A 15833-nucleotide genomic window follows, 5' to 3' on the forward strand; every position below is an offset into this window, starting at 1 on the left:
TCATGATTGCCATCCGACTTGGCGCCATCCTCTTACTTGCCATCGCCTTGCGTTGGGCGGCATTCGTCGGGCTGGTGGGCGCGGATGACATCGCGATCGCCGACAACGCGTTGCGACTCTTGGAGAGCGGCCCCTGGTTGCCGATGAACCACTACGCGGCCCGCGTCGGTTTGATCTATCCGCTTGCCGGAATCTATGCGCTGATGGGTGTCGGCGAGTGGCAGACCGTCGTCATGCCGTTTTTCTATAGCCTGCTGTCCATCGTGCTGGCCTATCTGATCGGCGCGCGCCTGGCCGGGACCCCCGCCGGTTTGTGGGCCGCCTTGTTCCTCGCGCTGTTTCCGCTGGACGTGGCGGGCGCCTCCCAGTTGATGCCCGATCTCCCTCAAGGGGCCACCATGGCCCTGACCTTCTATCTGGCGCTGCGGGTCGGCGATGCGCAGCGACCCATCCTCTGGGCGATTTTCGCCGGCCTGGCCTGGGGTCTGAGCTACCTGATCAAGGTGGAGGCGCCGCTGCTGGCGCTGCCCATGCTCGTCCTGCTGATCATGAACCGCGAACACTGGCGGGCCATGCTCCTGGTCTTTGTCGTACTGGGCGCCGTCATCGCGCTGGAAAGCCTGATTTACTGGAGTGCGGGCGGCGGGATCGTCCATCGACTGTACGCGGTGCAGCACCACGGTGACGGCAAGGTTATGGCGGCCTACAGTGCGGTCCAGTTGTGGGTTTTCCCCAAAGCCTGGTTTATTACCGTGTACGAATTTGGGCTGCACTATTACCTGATGTTCGGCGCCATGCTATGGGTGATGGCGACCCGGCAGTCGCGGCTGTACGTCATCGTCGTCTGGGCCCTGGTATTACTCCTCTGGCTGCAATTCGGCGGCAATCCCTTCGCCGCCGACTATTCGGTCAAGTCGCACCTCAATCGCTACTGCGAGATGCTCGCTGTTCCAATGGCCGTCTTGATCGGTGCCTTCGTCGCCCGGCTGTGGTCTTTGCGGTCGAACACCGCCGCGCTGATGGTGACTGCAGCGGCCTTGAGTGCCGGGCTGTTTTTCATCAATTTCAATACGTTGAGTCATGAGTCGGAGCACGCGACAAAGCGCGCGATCGACTATGTCAGAGCCCACGACTTGTTTCCTGTCTATATGGATCGCAAGAGCTACGACCTGGCAACGATCTATCTGCATGGCGACCCTCGACTGGTTCAGGTCCACCCATTGCAGGTGCAGGACGTAAAGACCAACGAGACCGCCGGCGTCGGCCCGGACGCCGCGGCGGCCTACCTCCTTCTCAACCGGGATTTTATGCTCTACGGATGGCGCCGCTATGAGATTGAGCCGGTGGATGCCGGCCAGTTCAAGGATCGGGAGTTGGTGTTTCAGGTCGACAATCCCGGCAATCGGCTCGCCTACCTCCAGGCGCGGTTCCTCGGCGCCGTTGGTCGGCTGCTGCCGGTCGCGTTTTTGCGGGAGAAGATCGGCGGTACCGCTGATGAGTTGCTTGCACCTGAGGATGTCCTCCTGTTCGGCAAGGCGCCGACCAGGGGCTGATTCGCACGCCCTCCCGGAATCCCGCCTGACCCGTGCCGAGCGACCCGCCGGACCGCCTTGGGCAGCGAACGCGCGGATCACGCTTCCGGCTTCCTGTTAGCATATGCAGCTTCGTCGTGATTCCAGGACCCTAACATGCCCGAGACCTTGCGTATCGCCACCCGTAAATCCCCCCTGGCCATGTGGCAGGCCGAGCACGTCGCTGCCGCGCTGACGGCCCTCCACCCCGGACTGCAGGTCGAAATCCTGGGAATGACCACCAAAGGCGACCGTATCCTCGACGCACCGCTTGCCAAGGTGGGCGGCAAGGGGCTGTTCGTCAAGGAGTTGGAGCAGGGAATGTTGAACGGTGAGGCGGATATCGCCGTGCACTCGCTGAAGGATGTCCCGGTGGAGTTCCCCGCCGGGCTGCACCTGGCGGTGATCATGGAGCGGGAGGACCCGCGGGATGCCTTCGTGTCGAACCGCTTCGAGTCCCTGGACCAGTTACCCCAGGGGGCCTGCGTCGGCACCTCCAGCCTGCGTCGCCAGTGCCAGCTCGCCGAGCGTCGTCCGGACCTGCGCATCGAACCCTTGCGCGGCAATGTCAACACCCGGCTGGCCAAGCTCGACGCGGGGGAGTATGACGCCATCATCCTGGCTGCTGCCGGGCTGATCCGGCTCGGTTTCGGGTCGCGTATCCGCGGTACCATCGCCCCCGCGGACAGTCTGCCCGCGATTGCCCAGGGCGCGATCGGCATCGAGTGTCGCATCGAGGACCCGCGCACCAATGCCCTGATCGCCCCGCTGCATCATGGGGAGACGGCCCTGCGCATTCGTGCCGAACGGGCGATGAACGCGCGTCTGCACGGCGGTTGCCAGGTACCGATCGCCGGGCACGCGACGCTCGAGGGCGATCACCTGATCCTCCAGGGGTTGGTCGGCACCACGGACGGAACGCTGATCCTGCGGGCGCGGGCGGAAGGTCCACGCGACACCGCGGAGGCGCTCGGTACCCAGGTGGCGGATGACCTGCTGGCTCAAGGGGCGGCCGAAATCTTGAGTGCCCTGCAAATGCCCGAAGACGCGTCGTGAGTCCGACCGGTGCACTGGCGGGAGTGGGGGTGCTGGTCACCCGGCCGGCGGGGCAGGCGCGGCCGCTCTGCGACCTGATCGAATCCGCCGGTGGGCGGCCCCTGCCGTTCCCGACCATCGAGATTTTACCCGCTGCCGATCCGGAACCAGCCCGCGCTCTGCTGGCCGCGGAGTGGGACCTGATGGTCTTCACCAGCCGCAACGCGGTGGAGTTCTCACTGGCCCTGGGGTGTGCCGGGGCTTGGCCGAACGCCACCCTGCTTGCCGCGGTGGGGCGGGCGACGGCGGTCGCCCTGACAGCGGCCGGGCGGGCCCCCGATCTGGTTCCGCCCGAACGTTACGACAGCGAGTCGCTGACCGCGCTGCCCGGCCTGGCGGAGATGGCTGGCCGCCGGGTGTTGATCGTGCGGGGAGAGGGCGGCCGGGCGCTGCTCGGGGACGTACTCACCGAGCGCGGTGCACGGGTGTCATTCGCGGAGGTCTATCGGCGGGTGCGTCCAATGCACGATGCGCGCCCGCTGCTCGAACGTTGGCGCGCCGATCTGGGGCTGGTGATCGCCACCAGCGACGAGGTCCTGCTCAATCTGGTCGAAATCCTGGGCGCCGCCGGGCGCGCGTTGCTGGTTTCGACACCGTTGGTTGTGATCAGCGAGCGCACCGCGCAGACCGCGCGGGGGCTGGGTTTTCGGACGGTGCGGGTGGCTGAGCGTGCAGATGACCCTGCGATTCTCAAGGCGTTGATCGAATGCAGATAAGAGCGGTCGATGCCCTTCTCGATCAGCACCCGCGCCGCCTGGGTCAGCAACCGGAGTGCCGTGGGTGACCTTGGCACCATGACCTCGGCTGGGGCCGACAGGTGCAGGTTCGGTCATTCCGCCAGACGGGCCACGCTCGCCTCATCCAGGTCCAGGGTAGCGATACCGTGCCGCGCGCGTTGAATTTGGCAGATAAGTCTCGGGGCGATCCGGCAACGGTAATTTGCCTAGGCGATACTTGACCAATGCCTCCCAGACGGTTACCGGGCTTAGAAATACGTTGTTATCCGGGTCGCGTAGGGTACGCGTTCCTCGGCGAGCTTGTAGGGCTTCGCTGCGAAACGTTGGTTTGGTGCCCTCGGCGGGAGTTGAACCCACGACCTATCGCTTAGGAGGCGATTGCTCTATCCAACTGAGCTACGAGGGCAAGCGTGAAGAGGGCCGACCCATAAGCCAGCCCGACGACCAGTGATCCTAGTGTAACCGAGTCGCCCCGGCAGGGCACCCGCGAGATGACGGACGCGCGGGTCACAGACGGAGCAGCCGTCTGCTGCGATTCGCCCCGGACCGTCCGGACCCAGAGGACAAGACCATGACAGCCTTCGTATATATCAAGCTCTACCTGCTTACGGTACCGGTTTTCTTCGCCGTTGACCTGCTGTGGCTCGGCGTCATCGCGCGGGATTTTTATCGCGACAACCTGGGCCACCTACTGGCCGCAACCGTGAACTGGCCTGCCGCCATCGTCTTCTATCTTTTGTTTATCGTCGGTATCCTCTACTTTGCCGTGGCCCCGGCGCTGACCCAGGGGTCTTTGTGGCGGGCGATAATCAACGGATTGTTGTTCGGCTTTTTCACCTACGTAACCTATGAGCTGACCAATCTGGCGACCCTGCCGGATTGGCCAATCAAGGTCGTCCTGGTCGACACCGCCTGGGGTATGGTCTTGTGTGCCGCCGTGGCTGGATTAAGCTATGGCATCGGGCGGTGGCTCCAGAACGTGTGACGCTCGGTATCAAGAACGGCGCAGGGACCGGACCGGACCGAACCGGATCAGGTTTGCCCGGATCAGCGCCATCCGTCATTCGATCGTTAGAAGTATGCACGCGGAGCTAGTGTCATGCCGAATATTCCAGGCGCGGGCGACCTCACCGACCCCTTCGCCCCTGACCTGCCACTTGCCCAGCGGCTGCGCGCCCTGGAGTCGGCCGATGCCGAGTCGGTGACCTGGCCTGAACAGGACGCACGGATGCACGCCTGCGCGCTCCGGGTTCAGGCTCTGGCCGAGGAACTCGCCGCCCATCAGACGCACATGCGGGACCAGGAGAAGGCGCTCGTTGAACGTATCGCCGATGTCGATGACGACCGCCGCCTGGCGATCGCCCATCTCCAACGCGGCTGGCAGACCCAACGCGACGACATCGCTGCACGTTTGCGCGGCCCAAGTTGGCTTGCGGCCGCGGCCCTGATGTTGGCGCTGGCCCTCGGCGTCGGCATGGCCGCCCTCTACTACGATGCGCAGGCTACGCGGGCGACTCTGGTGACCGCCATCGAGCGGGTGACGGCGGAACAGCAACGCCTGGCCGCCGCGTTGGAGATGCTCGGGCAAGCCGGCGACGCGGCGCCGATCGCGAGACAGCCCGAGCAGGAACAGGCTGTCCCGGCCGACCTGGCAGCGCCGACCACACCCGCGGTACCGATGGAGGCGACCGATCCGACGCCGCCGCCGGGCGATCCGGCGCCCGCCGCTCCCGACCTGGCGCCGGCGTCATCAGTGAATACCGAGGCGAACGCGGCGCCGGAAGCGCTACCCCTCGCCGTCGTTCCTGCAATGCCGGACCAACAGGCTGAATCAGGGACGACCGTTCGGGTCAACGAGCGTCCATTCGCCCTCCAGCTCGTCGGCTCCCACTACCGGGAACGGCTCATGGAGCTGACGGACCGGGCGGACCTTCCCGAGTTTGTCTATTTGCATCAGGAGACCAGGCGCGGGCGTCCTTGGTTCGTATTGATCCACAGCCTGCACGGAAGCGTCGAGGAGGCGCGGGAGGCGCTCGCGCAACTCCCGCCGCCACTGCGTGCGCCATTGCCCTGGGTGCGTGAACTGGCCCCGGAAACCAGCCTCGATCGCATCTCCACACGCGCTTCAACCAGATGAACTGGCCCGCTCACGAACCAATCGTGGTGGCCGGTTGCGGCGACAATGTCATGTCACTTGGAAATCAAGGCATGATCCGCACCGCAACTCGCCGGATCGGTGTGTCCCCGCCGCCTGTCATGCCGCGGTCCGCAGCAATGTGACGCCATAGGTAGAGACAAGAATTTCGGGATCCGCTTTCCCGAGGGCTAAACGTGTGCACTTTAGCATCTCCCGCGCCACGCGGGAAATGCCGGTCCGTTTCGGGTACAGGGGATAGTGGCTGTTATAGGTGTTGAGTACCCTGCTGGGGTGTACGATTCGCCTTGGGCTGATTTCGACGAATCCGTCCCGCAGGGTCTCCAGCAACCGGCGAAAAGCGGCTGGCTGCAAATCGTGATTCGACCGCTCCGACACATCGAAGGTCAGCACGAAAAGCCCGCCTGGCTTGAGAACACGGCGAACTTCACGGATTGCTTCCCATGGTTCCGGCAAGTGCTCCAAGACGCTGATGCAGTATGCATGGTCGAGGCTGCCATCCTCCAGTGGCAGCGCCGCGATATCCGACCGCAGGAATCGAACAGACCCCGGCTGAGTAGGCATCGTTCCGATCGCACGATGAAGCGCTTGCTCGGCCGCCGCATCAGTATCAATTGCCCGGACGTCAAACCCGAGCCTTGCCAGGGCGAAAGGGAAGAATGTCGCACCGCTTCCCAGGTCCGCGACCGTTTCAGCGCTATTCGCCGCGGTGGCTGACAGAACGGCGAACTGTTGGTATACAAAGGGGTATTCCCATACCCGAATGCAATTATAAAGGGGCTCTCTGGGCCACCGGTACTCTACGCCGTGGGATTCCAGCCCGGTAAATTCCTGTTGGACCTTTTCCAAATGGGGAAAGATTGCTTTCCAGCGGTCGGAGTCGAGGTCGTCAAGTGACGCGAAGCCGGTTGTATCAAATGGAAGCTGAGTCATTAGCGCCGCCGAAAAATCTCTTTTTTCACAGTGTGATGTGCTCGTTCTAAGTCTTCTTTCGCATGATCGAAAAAAGGTGATAATCGCCGGATCTGACATCCAGAGTCGCACGCTTTTCACTCGAAAGGGCTGCCATCGCCAGCGCCTGATAGAGGTTTCCGGCGGTGGTGCGGAGGTTGGCGATGGTGCGTATCTGCATGACCGAAACCGCCAGTCGCCTTCTCCAGGTCAGGATCCCTTGCCGGCCTCTCCGCGATGACGCGGGGCGTTGTTCGATTCCTGCGAAGTCCGGAAATCCGAGCGTCTCCAAGTGCTCTACAGCTAGATTACACTGGTTGCTTAAGCGGATGATGGCAGCAGGTGAAAAATATTGCATGTGTTCGAGGTCGACACGGAAGCCAACCCAGTCGCGGGCGACTGCCGGATCTGCTCCGGCCGCCCCGCCATTAGGCGTCCAGAGCAGCAACAATCCACCTGGCTTCAACATGTTCAGGGATCTGTGCAGGAGGTTCAGGGGACGCAAAGGATGCTCGATGACATCGCTCATCACGACCACATCAAAACTCCCGAGATGGTCTTGACAGTTCTCAAGCATGTCTTCGCACACATTGAGATGCAAGCAGGTCTGCGCAAATCGCACCGCTTCCGGAGCCGGATCCTGCCCGGCCACGTGCGCCCCGAGCGATTGCGCCTGCAGCATGAAGTATCCGAGTCCGCAACCAACGTCGAGCAGCCGCTTGCCAACGAGTGAGCGAGCGATGACATTGAGTCGCTGGAGGCGGATATCCTGCGGAGCAAAGCGCGCCGCATTCTGGCGCATTTCGTTCGCCCGATCCTGATTCAAGCTGGAGGGACGGGTCGAGATCCAATAGCCCTCGCGATAATACTCACCGAGCGCCTTCTCGGAAGGCGTCGCGACCAGGTACCAAAGTGCACAGGCCGAACAGTAGGCAAGCGGAAGTCCATCTGGCCGAAGCAACGCTGGTGCGTTTGTTGCTTCGCAGAGCGGGCAGTGTCGTTCTTGGAGGTGTTTTGCAGTCCATGGCGGCATCCGCGCATCAAGAGGTTCCAGTTTCGGCAGCGACATTGGCAATGTGCTTCGAGTAGATTCATCCATAGCGCCGACTGCTCAGCAGCTGAGATCGTGCATAGCTGACTGTCCATATCGTGTGCGCTATATACCCAAGTAAGTAGGCGCCAGCCAACCCCCGGCTTCCAAAGCCGTTCCCCAGTAACCACCAAGCCGATATGAGAACAACGACGGCCCACCCGAGATTCATCATCAATCCTAACCACATCCTGCCGGATGCAGTGATGAAATGTCCTACCGGGGTTAAAATAGCCAGTAACCCCGCGGTCAGCGCAATCAGCCACAGCAAAGTGCCTTGGCCTGAGAACTCCTGACCGTATAGGGATAGCACCTCGTCACCCCAGATACCCAGCATCCCAGCAATCGGCAGCGTGACGATTGCTGTCCCGCCCATGGCGGCGAAAAGCACCTTGCGGGCGGCACGAAGATCACCTTGTGCCAACACCGAAGACAGGATCGGTATTGTCACCGCTCCAAGAACACTTGGAAGCAAGAGTAGAGCCATCCGCCACTGATTTGCCGCATTGAAGAGTCCCATCTCCCGATAGCCGTCGGGCTGATTGACCAGCATCGCATTGGCAAGCCAGGTTACCGGCGCAACCATGGCTGCCGCCAGGCAGGCGGGAAGTGCAAAACGCCACAGAATATCCGCCTCTGCCGCAAGGGACGTGAAACTGCGGCGGATACCAAACCGCCGACATTCCCTTACCACTGCAACTTCCATCATAACGCAACTCATCCCCGCGGCAAGCCCCGCACCCGCCACCGCCCCCGCGACCCCGTGAAGCCACGCACCAAGCAGCGTGAGCGTCGCACTGAACGCGCCGCAGGCGATGTTCAGAGAAGCGGCTGTCCGGAAGGCTTCAAGCCCTGCGAGCGCGCCTGATTGGACGCCGATAAGGCTGTTGAAGAAAAGCAATACGGTGCCAATCTGAAGGGTTCTTGCCAACGCCGGGGCAGCGAGTACCTGTTCGGCCAGAGCCGGCGCGGCAGCCAAGGTGCCGGCCGTGACGAGCGTCGCCAGCGCAAGGGATGCGGCATAGGCCAGTCCAAGTACGCTTCCGGCGCGGGCCGGGTCGGACTGACGCAGATCCGCGAGGTACTTGGTGACTGTTGTGCCGAGGCCGAGGCCGGCCAGGACCCCGAGCATGCCAAGGGTGCTGTTGACAACGCCAAGCGCGCCATATCCGTCAGCACCAAGGCAACGTGCCGCCAGAATTCCTCCAATTAGCATAAGACCTTGGACGCCTGCGGTCCCCGCGGCCGACCAGCAGGCTCCAGTCAGCAGACGCCGACGAAGAGAGCCAACAGATCCGAACTGCAGGAAAGGGCCACGGGGTACCAGTCGCGCCCATGCGTGGACGGGAGATTCCGCTTCGCAACGATTAATAGCAATCACCGTTTAGGCCGATCACGCGTGCAAGCCCTTGACCAACGGTGAGCAGGTTTGGCTTCCTTCCTCATCATGAGAAACGGAGATCGGTCGCAGGCGGCGGTAGGCAGCCAGCGTTTCGGCCGCGGCATGGTCCCAGGTGAATTCGCTTTTCAAACGTGCGCCAAGGTCGGAACGCGGCGGCGCATCCCACGCGGATAGTACAGAAGACCGAATCGAATCAGCGTCTCCAGGGTCACAGCACCAGACTGCGCTGCCGAAATACTCACCAATAGGGCCATGGCAGCTAACAACACAGTTCGCGCCACAGACTGCAGCTTCCATTGTCGCGAGTCCAGGGCTTTCACGAAAACTGGGGAGTACGTGAACCTTCGCGTTGCGATAGATCGCGGGAAGCTCATCGTGCGGTCTGTGTTCTACAAACCAGGTATTCCCTCTTATCCTGGCAGCGCGGCGGCACGCATCGAGATACCTTGCGCAAGTCGGCTGGCCGACCAGCACAAGCGGAATCTCGGGGTGATTGGTCAGTGCCTGGATCAAACGCAACTGATTCTTGACCGGCTCTACTCGTCCAACCTGCAACACGTACGGCTCGGCAGGTATGCCTGCCGGTCGTATGGCACTATGCTGATGACGTTCCGTTGCAGACCTTTCAATACCGTTACGCACGACAGTCGCCTTACAGCGAATGCTCGGAACATTGAAAAAATTAACGATGCTCTCAAGCTCCGCGTACGAATTTGGAAGCAGAGCATCCGCTAGCGTCAGCATCTCACGGGCCGCGGAGTTACGGCGTCGCGCCCGTGAAGTATGAGGCGCAATCAGGCCGGCGAGCCTGGGGAACACGGACGCCAAGATACGGCCGGGCCAATGTGCACCGTACCGAATGACATGAGGGTCGCATTGCGCCGGACGTGAATCCCAGAATATGGGTGACAAGACCAGCGGGAGGCCGGCTGAGACGGCGTTTGCGCATTGTCTTACGCTATAGACGCTGGTCTGAATGTTAAAAACGTGAATAATGTCGTAGCCACTGATGTCAGGGGCAAGTTCGAGAGATACATCCACAGCTAATTCGCGACGGAGCAGGGCCGCCCGCGTATGCTCCATCTGGATGGTATCGCCGCCTGGGCGGAGAAAGGTATCCGGACGGTTTTGGAAGAGCACTTTCAACATGCGGGATTTCACCGGTTGGTTGGGCTCGCTGATGAAAGCGATGCAGTGGACCTGTTATCATGCGGCGCGGCACTTTCAAGGGGCGTGTTGACGGCCCGTCCGGTCCATGCCAACAGCAGCGCCCGTATCGGTGTGCGGCGACGATACCGCAGGCTGCGCACCATCGCCCGAGCCGTCAGATAGAGCGCACGACCGGCCGTGAACAAGATTCTGGTCACGCGATGGTCGGCCAGTTTTCCCGCCAGGAGCACATGTCCGCGCGCCACCTGGTATTCGTAGAACAGGCCGCCGTGGCGCGATGAACCTGATCCCTCGTGGATGACGAGCAAATGTTCCACGCAGACAATGGCGCGGCCGGTGCGGACCGCTCGGGCGGTCAGGTCGATATCCTCACCGTACATGAAAAAATCCTCGTCGAAGAGCGCTCCGTTGTGAGCGAGTGCGGCATCGACAAGGAGGCAGCAGCCGCTCAGATAAGAAAACGAGCCGGGCCACGGCACGCGGGATACATGGCCAAGGAAAGGCTGGTACCAGTAGTAGCCGACGTCGTCATCGCCCCACCGGATGCGTGGGGAAACAAGTGCGGCGTCCGGATGAGTGGCAGCCGCAAGCAGGAGTCCGGCAACCAGTCCGGGCGTTGCCTCGGCGTCATTGTTGATCAACAGATAGTAATCGTGGCCTCCGGTGCTCTCCTGGTCATCCCGGATGACTTGATTGATGGCTTTGCCGAAACCGAGATTAGTGTCGTTGAACCGGGTTCTAATGATGAAGCGGCAGCGTCTGTCGTTCAAGGACGAGAGGATTGCTTCGAGTCTGTGCCGTTCATCCTGGTCGGCGGAGTTATCGACCAGGACGAGGGTATCGATGGCCTGGCCGGATAAGGACGCCAGACAGCGCTCGGTCTTATCGGCGCCGAAATAGTTGATGACGATCGCACATAAAAGACCGGACGCCCCCATGATGAGAGGCTGATGCCGCGGGTCGTATGGAGTGCATGGGCTCAAGGCGTTAACCGGCGGCCCCATGGGCGAAGCGTAAGAGGGTGACATATTCGTCCACCATGCGGCGGATGCTAAAACGTGCCACCGCCGCTTGTCGGGCCGCGTGGCCCATACGAACGAGAGCATCGGGTTGCGCCGCTAACTCACGGATGGCGGACGCAAAGGCCGCCGGATCGTCTTGTGAGCAAAGCCGGCCGGTCACGCCATCGTCGATGACCTCGGGTAGTGCTGAGGTTCGGGTTGCAACGACGGGGGTGGCGCAAGCCATCGCTTCAATCGCCACTAAACCTAACCCTTCAAGCCGGGTGGGGAACAGCAGCAGATCTGCCCGACGATAAGCCTCCCTGATTGACAACTGGTCCAGACGCCCGAGAACGCGGGCATTCGGGATAGCTGCCAGGCCGGCGGTGGTGCGCAGACCGACAGTATAATCGAGATCAAAACCGGCACCAAGTTCCCGCATAATGGGTGCAATAAGGTCAACCCCTTTTCGTCGGGTGAGATTCCCGACAAAGAGCAGTCGCACTGGCCGGTTGCCAAGCCGGTCGTGACCTGCGGGGGGCGGGGTAAAAAAGTCCGTGTCGATACCGTTAATAATGACCTGTGGCCTGGACCCATGCAAGACACGATGATGCGCGTTTGCCGTATACTCACTGACTGCGACCTGTACGTCGGAAGCACGCATGCTTGCCTTCTCGAAATGGCGCACCAGTGTCTCGTGGAAGATCGCCTGCGCGAAGCTGCGATAAGATCGCAATGCCGGGTCTAAGACGAACAGGTGCTCGACGGTGATCAGGGGCACTGGCGGGCGATGAAAAGCAAAGCCATTCCAGGTGTTGGCAATAATGCAATCGGTTCGGGACGGTGGCGTGACGCTTTTCAGTGCCCAGGGAACATACTGCCAGTGGTGTTTGAAGGCTTGCTCGATCGCTTCATGTCCGGCGGTTGTTAACCCGTCGGCGAGGGTGTGGGTAAAGACGTCGCTTCCACTTCCGCCCTGAGTATAAGGAAGCCACACTTTCATGGTGTGACTCGGATTTCCGGTCCGTTTGGTGATCCAGAAGATGGACGACACCGAGGGCTCATACCACGAAGGTTCGTGTTGACCGGGGTGGCCTTGATCATCGTTCCGGCCGTAGGGTGGACAAGCGCTAGCGCAGTCCACCGAATCCCGTGCCGCCGCTGGTGGACTGCGCTGCGCTTGTCCACCCTACGATGTCCGGTGGCCGGAACCGTGATCAAGGCCACCGGGGTCATGAGGCGCTCGTGCGAGCAGATGGCGCTCGCGGTTCAGGATGCGTCATCAGAAAGGTCATGGTGGGATAGGTTGGACTGCAGGTCTTGAGGACGACGTCGGGCAGACGCCGGACCACGTCGGACACCAACCAAGGTTTTTCGATTTGTACCATCAGTCGCAATGCCGGCGCGGCAACATCCTGAAAGCGAAGACCAGCACGACGAATCAACGAACGAATACGACGCGGCCCCGGCGGGTCGCAGTCATAGCAGGGTCCGCGACGGCGGGCACGAAGATAGGGGCTGCGCAGAAAGTGCGGCAACCAACTCAGAAACCAGAGGCCGAAATGCGGCTCGCGCAGTGCCCAGCGATTCGGAACCGCAAGGTAAGCAAGGCCGTCCGGGCGCAAGACGCGTGCGATTTCCGTGAGATGCGCGAGTTGTTCGGTGAGGCCGCCGACATGCTCCAGCACGTGGTTGGATACCACGACGTCGAATGATCGGGCCGCAAACGGGAGCTGCACTCCGGTGACCGGGATGAATTGGTATCCATCACACATGACGCGTTGGTCGACGCGGTCCACGGCGATCACCTGGCCTTGACTCCCGACCCGTTCGGCAAGCGCCGTCGTGATAACGGCCGAACCGGCGCCAACTTCAAGTACGGTCAGACCACGTAACGACCGATTCAGCTCCAGAATGCGGACGATCTTCTCAGCCTTGCGACGGCGATGCGCAATATCCAGATAGGCATGGGTTTGCCGTGAAGGCGCTGCGTTGATCATGACGGCCGGCACTGCGTAACAGCCGTGAGCGACGCAAACAGATCGGAGAAAGCCGCAGCGCTGGTTTTTCGGGAGAAATTGCGGATGACATGCGCGCGGGCGCGACTGGTCAGGGCCGGTGCCAGTGCAGCGTCGGACTGCAAGCGGCAAATGGCGTCGGCGATTTGCTCGGGTGAACGCTCATCGACCAACAGCCCCGTCTGCTCATGGATCACCGCGTCCGGAACCCCGCCAAGGCGCGTGGCAATGACGGGCACACCTGTGCTCATCGCCTCGATCAGCGTCAACCCCTGGGCCTCGACCCAGCCGTTGGCAGCGCGCCGTGATGGCCCGATGAACGCGTCGGCAGCCGCGAGATAGGCCGGGACCGTGTCGGATGCGATCCAGCCGGTGAAGGTCAGACGGTCACGGATGCCGAGTGCGGCGGCACAGTGCTCCAGGTCGCCTCGATCCTGGCCGTCGCCGACGATGAGCGCGGTGGTATCAGGTAACCGATTGTGCAGAAGTGCGACGGCGCGCAGCAGATCCTCAACGCCCTTCTCATTGACGAGACGCCCTAAGAACACCAGCAGAGGTCCCTGCCCACGGCGATGACGTTGGCGGATCTCGACCGCGGCCTGATGCTGCGACTCATTCAATGGGTCCGTGGCGACTCCCATCGGGATGCGGTGGGGCCGTTTGAGTGCGGGCACGAGATCCAGCACGGCACGTTCAGTGCAGGAGCTATTGACGGTCACCGCTGATGCGTTCTTGAGAGCGGCGCGCTTGGCCGCGGCCATCAAGTGTCCCCGCAACCCGAAGATGTCGCCTCCATGTACCGTGACGACCCATGGCGTCCGCCTCACCCGCTGTGCCAGCATTGCGGTGAACCCCTGAGGTAAGATCCAATGGGCATGGATGACGTCATAGCGCTGTGCCAGCAAGCGCCTCGCGACGGCGACTGTTTCAGCACCCACGAGGGCCGGAAGCTTGAGTCTGTTCAGCGGATGCTTGCGAAGATTGATCAGCGCACCCCCTTGGTAGCAGACGGTCTGCGCAGACTCGGGTAGCAGATAACGGAAACGGATGACCGGCAGACCGCCAAGCAACTCACGCCGCGCGGCCCCTGGCGCGTGGGGCGCCAGGACGTCGACGTCCCACCCGAGTGTCTGAAGGTCCTGGGCGAGATGCAATACGAAGGGCGTCGTACTGTCGCCCTCCCATCGCGGGAAATTCGAGGTGATGCAAAGAATACGGCCAAGCCGTGTCCCCGGCGCTTGCATCATGCGGTCGCCGGTCACGCGCGTCCGCCACGGGGATGCGGCCCCGGCGGGTGAGGCGTCTCGGATCGCTCCGGCCGCTGCTCGATCGCACCAGGTGGCGCGAGCGACGCTGCTGACTGATGGCCCCGGCCATGGCAGGCCTCGGTGCCGCGACCTGCGGCAAGCTCCATCCGCCTGACGCGCTCCAGTGTCATTTCCAGCAATTGCCGGTTGAATCCGATGAGATCGGCAACCAGACCGATCAGATAGGCGATGAATCCCATCATCAGAAAGACGGCACCGAAGATCAGGGATTGAATATGTCCGTCGCCGACCCCGGTCATGTAGTAATAAAAGAACCGCAGAACCGGGAGCAGTCCGAGCACGGTCAGGAGGGTCCCGATCATGAAAAAGACCCACAACGGTTGATACATCGCGTACATCCGCACCATGGTCCCCAGTGAACATTGCACGAAGTGTCGAATGTTCTTGAAGAGACGCGAGTCGCGGGTTTTCGGGTTCGTGCGGACCGGCACCGAGGTGACTGCCAGGTGGCGCTTACCGGCCTGAATCACCGTCTCGATCGTATAGCTGAAGGACGACACGACGTTGAGGCGGATGGCCGCCTCGCGGGAGAATGCACGAAAACCACTGACGGTATCGGGGACCCAAATCCCGGCGAGTTTCCGCACCACGCCGCTGCCGAACCACTGAAGGAACTTCTTGGCGGCCGAAAAATGGGCGATTTTGTCGGTCTCGCGGTCACCGATCACGATATCCGCCTCGCCATCGAGGATCGGTCGCACGAGCTTCGGGATGTCGCGACCGTCGTACTGGTTATCGCCGTCGGTGTTGACGATGATATCGGCGCCAAGTTCCAGGCAGGCTTCCAGACCATTGCGAAAACTACGCGCAAGCCCCTGGTTGCGCTTGTTGCGTACGATGTGGTGGACGCCGAGCGCCCGCGCGACCGCGAGCGTCTGGTCCGAACTGCCGTCGTCAATGATCAGGATCTCGATGACGTCGATGCCGGAAATCGCACCTGGGATCGCCCCGATCGTTTTCGCAAGAGTCAATTCTTCATTGTAGCAAGGAATCTGGACGATCAGCTTCACAGAGTCGCTCCCGCGGAACGGGGTCCGCCGTGATCGGATTATACAGAAGCTTGCCGACAGCGGTTTGGCGACGGAGCTGGTGCGGGGGTGGCGGGTCCGGGCGGTCCGGCGGAAACCTGGCTTGCGACAGCCAAATCGAGCGGCTGGAGGCGTCGGCGAACGCAAGTCCGATCGGCCGCCGCGGACTTTCAGGCCACGAGCCAGGCCATCGACCCGATCATTTCGTGCCATTGCTCCCATAACCATGGGCAACGGCCCCCATACCGGCGACAATAGACGGCTGTTCCGCAACTGCCTGGTCCAAC

Annotated in this window: 14 protein-coding genes and 1 tRNA gene; 5 read left to right on the forward strand and 10 right to left on the reverse strand. The window is 61.9% G+C overall.

The window, feature by feature from the left end:
- Nucleotides 1-2 precede the first annotated feature (2 nt).
- The 3 genes from A39O_RS0100670 (at nucleotide 3) to A39O_RS0100680 (ending at nucleotide 3382) form a co-directional block, all read left to right on the forward strand.
- Complete coding sequence (locus A39O_RS0100670; protein WP_020502786.1) at nucleotides 3-1553, forward strand: ArnT family glycosyltransferase; 1551 nt, start codon at nucleotides 3-5, stop codon at nucleotides 1551-1553.
- Nucleotides 1554-1688: 135 nt separating this feature from the next.
- Complete coding sequence (gene hemC, locus A39O_RS0100675; RefSeq protein ID WP_020502787.1) at nucleotides 1689-2627, forward strand: hydroxymethylbilane synthase; 939 nt, start codon at nucleotides 1689-1691, stop codon at nucleotides 2625-2627.
- Nucleotides 2624-3382 carry a uroporphyrinogen-III synthase gene (locus A39O_RS0100680; protein WP_020502788.1) on the forward strand — a complete coding sequence of 253 codons (759 nt, stop codon included), beginning with the start codon at nucleotides 2624-2626 and terminating at the stop codon, nucleotides 3380-3382. Before hemC ends, A39O_RS0100680 begins: the two co-directional genes overlap by 4 nt.
- A 350-nt stretch (nucleotides 3383-3732) precedes the next feature.
- Here A39O_RS0100680 and A39O_RS0100685 read toward each other — a convergent pair.
- Nucleotides 3733-3809: transfer RNA gene (locus A39O_RS0100685), tRNA-Arg, on the reverse strand.
- Between the two features lie 165 nt (nucleotides 3810-3974).
- Here A39O_RS0100685 and A39O_RS0100690 point away from each other — a divergent pair.
- Together A39O_RS0100690 and A39O_RS0100695 are read left to right on the forward strand one after the other, a co-directional pair.
- Nucleotides 3975-4388, forward strand: coding sequence for a DUF2177 family protein (locus A39O_RS0100690; RefSeq protein WP_020502789.1), 414 nt, complete (start codon nucleotides 3975-3977; stop codon nucleotides 4386-4388).
- 114 nt (nucleotides 4389-4502) lie between these two features.
- Nucleotides 4503-5540, forward strand: a complete 1038-nt coding sequence (locus A39O_RS0100695) for a hypothetical protein (protein ID WP_020502790.1) — start codon at nucleotides 4503-4505, stop codon at nucleotides 5538-5540.
- Nucleotides 5541-5657: 117 nt separating this feature from the next.
- Here the strand turns inward: A39O_RS0100695 and A39O_RS0100700 are convergent, their stop codons facing one another.
- The 9 genes from A39O_RS0100700 to A39O_RS0100740 all read right to left on the reverse strand — a co-directional run bounded on the left by A39O_RS0100700 (nucleotide 5658) and on the right by A39O_RS0100740 (nucleotide 15819).
- Nucleotides 5658-6491, reverse strand: coding sequence for a class I SAM-dependent methyltransferase (locus A39O_RS0100700; protein WP_020502791.1), 834 nt, complete (start codon nucleotides 6489-6491; stop codon nucleotides 5658-5660).
- Nucleotides 6492-6537: 46 nt separating this feature from the next.
- Nucleotides 6538-7608, reverse strand: a complete 1071-nt coding sequence (locus tag A39O_RS36050) for a class I SAM-dependent methyltransferase (protein WP_083924377.1) — start codon at nucleotides 7606-7608, stop codon at nucleotides 6538-6540.
- On the reverse strand, nucleotides 7601-8980 hold the full coding sequence (locus tag A39O_RS0100710) for an oligosaccharide flippase family protein (RefSeq protein ID WP_083924379.1): 1380 nt from the start codon (nucleotides 8978-8980) through the stop codon (nucleotides 7601-7603). The genes A39O_RS36050 and A39O_RS0100710 overlap by 8 nt, the downstream gene beginning before the upstream one ends.
- Nucleotides 8981-8992: 12 nt before the next feature.
- Entirely contained in the window at nucleotides 8993-10150 is a 1158-nt protein-coding gene (locus tag A39O_RS37390) for a glycosyltransferase (protein WP_083924381.1), read from the reverse strand.
- Nucleotides 10151-10158: 8 nt separating this feature from the next.
- Nucleotides 10159-11109: a glycosyltransferase gene (locus tag A39O_RS0100720; RefSeq protein ID WP_020502795.1), complete on the reverse strand. Its 951-nt coding sequence runs from the start codon at nucleotides 11107-11109 to the stop codon at nucleotides 10159-10161.
- A 49-nt stretch (nucleotides 11110-11158) separates the two neighbouring features.
- Nucleotides 11159-12175 carry a glycosyltransferase family 4 protein gene (locus tag A39O_RS0100725; RefSeq protein WP_020502796.1) on the reverse strand — a complete coding sequence of 339 codons (1017 nt, stop codon included), beginning with the start codon at nucleotides 12173-12175 and terminating at the stop codon, nucleotides 11159-11161.
- A gap of 229 nt (nucleotides 12176-12404) precedes the next feature.
- A complete protein-coding gene (locus tag A39O_RS36055; RefSeq protein ID WP_157639538.1) occupies nucleotides 12405-13172 on the reverse strand; it encodes a class I SAM-dependent methyltransferase in 768 nt (255 codons plus the stop codon).
- Entirely contained in the window at nucleotides 13169-14452 is a 1284-nt protein-coding gene (locus A39O_RS0100735; RefSeq protein ID WP_020502798.1) for a glycosyltransferase family 4 protein, read from the reverse strand. The genes A39O_RS36055 and A39O_RS0100735 overlap by 4 nt, the downstream gene beginning before the upstream one ends.
- A complete protein-coding gene (locus A39O_RS0100740; protein WP_245561678.1) occupies nucleotides 14449-15819 on the reverse strand; it encodes a glycosyltransferase family 2 protein in 1371 nt (456 codons plus the stop codon). Before A39O_RS0100740 ends, A39O_RS0100735 begins: the two co-directional genes overlap by 4 nt.
- Nucleotides 15820-15833: the final 14 nt, after the last annotated feature.

It is taken from the genome of Lamprocystis purpurea DSM 4197, from assembly GCF_000379525.1.
Lineage (GTDB): Bacteria > Pseudomonadota > Gammaproteobacteria > Chromatiales > Chromatiaceae > Thiodictyon > Thiodictyon purpureum.

Bases quoted from the DNA above. Each gene is read 5' to 3' on its own strand.
- A39O_RS0100700 (WP_020502791.1), bottom strand. From the start codon at position 6,491: ATGACTCAGCTTCCATTTGATACAACCGGCTTCGCGTCACTTGACGAC.
- A39O_RS0100690 (WP_020502789.1), top strand. From the start codon at position 3,975: ATGACAGCCTTCGTATATATCAAGCTCTACCTGCTTACGGTACCGGTT.
- hemC (WP_020502787.1), top strand. From the start codon at position 1,689: ATGCCCGAGACCTTGCGTATCGCCACCCGTAAATCCCCCCTGGCCATG.
- A39O_RS0100725 (WP_020502796.1), bottom strand. From the start codon at position 12,175: ATGAAAGTGTGGCTTCCTTATACTCAGGGCGGAAGTGGAAGCGACGTC.
- A39O_RS0100695 (WP_020502790.1), top strand. From the start codon at position 4,503: ATGCCGAATATTCCAGGCGCGGGCGACCTCACCGACCCCTTCGCCCCT.
- A39O_RS0100720 (WP_020502795.1), bottom strand. From the start codon at position 11,109: ATGGGGGCGTCCGGTCTTTTATGTGCGATCGTCATCAACTATTTCGGC.
- A39O_RS36050 (WP_083924377.1), bottom strand. From the start codon at position 7,608: ATGGATGAATCTACTCGAAGCACATTGCCAATGTCGCTGCCGAAACTG.
- A39O_RS0100670 (WP_020502786.1), top strand. From the start codon at position 3: ATGATTGCCATCCGACTTGGCGCCATCCTCTTACTTGCCATCGCCTTG.
- A39O_RS36055 (WP_157639538.1), bottom strand. From the start codon at position 13,172: ATGATCAACGCAGCGCCTTCACGGCAAACCCATGCCTATCTGGATATT.
- A39O_RS37390 (WP_083924381.1), bottom strand. From the start codon at position 10,150: ATGTTGAAAGTGCTCTTCCAAAACCGTCCGGATACCTTTCTCCGCCCA.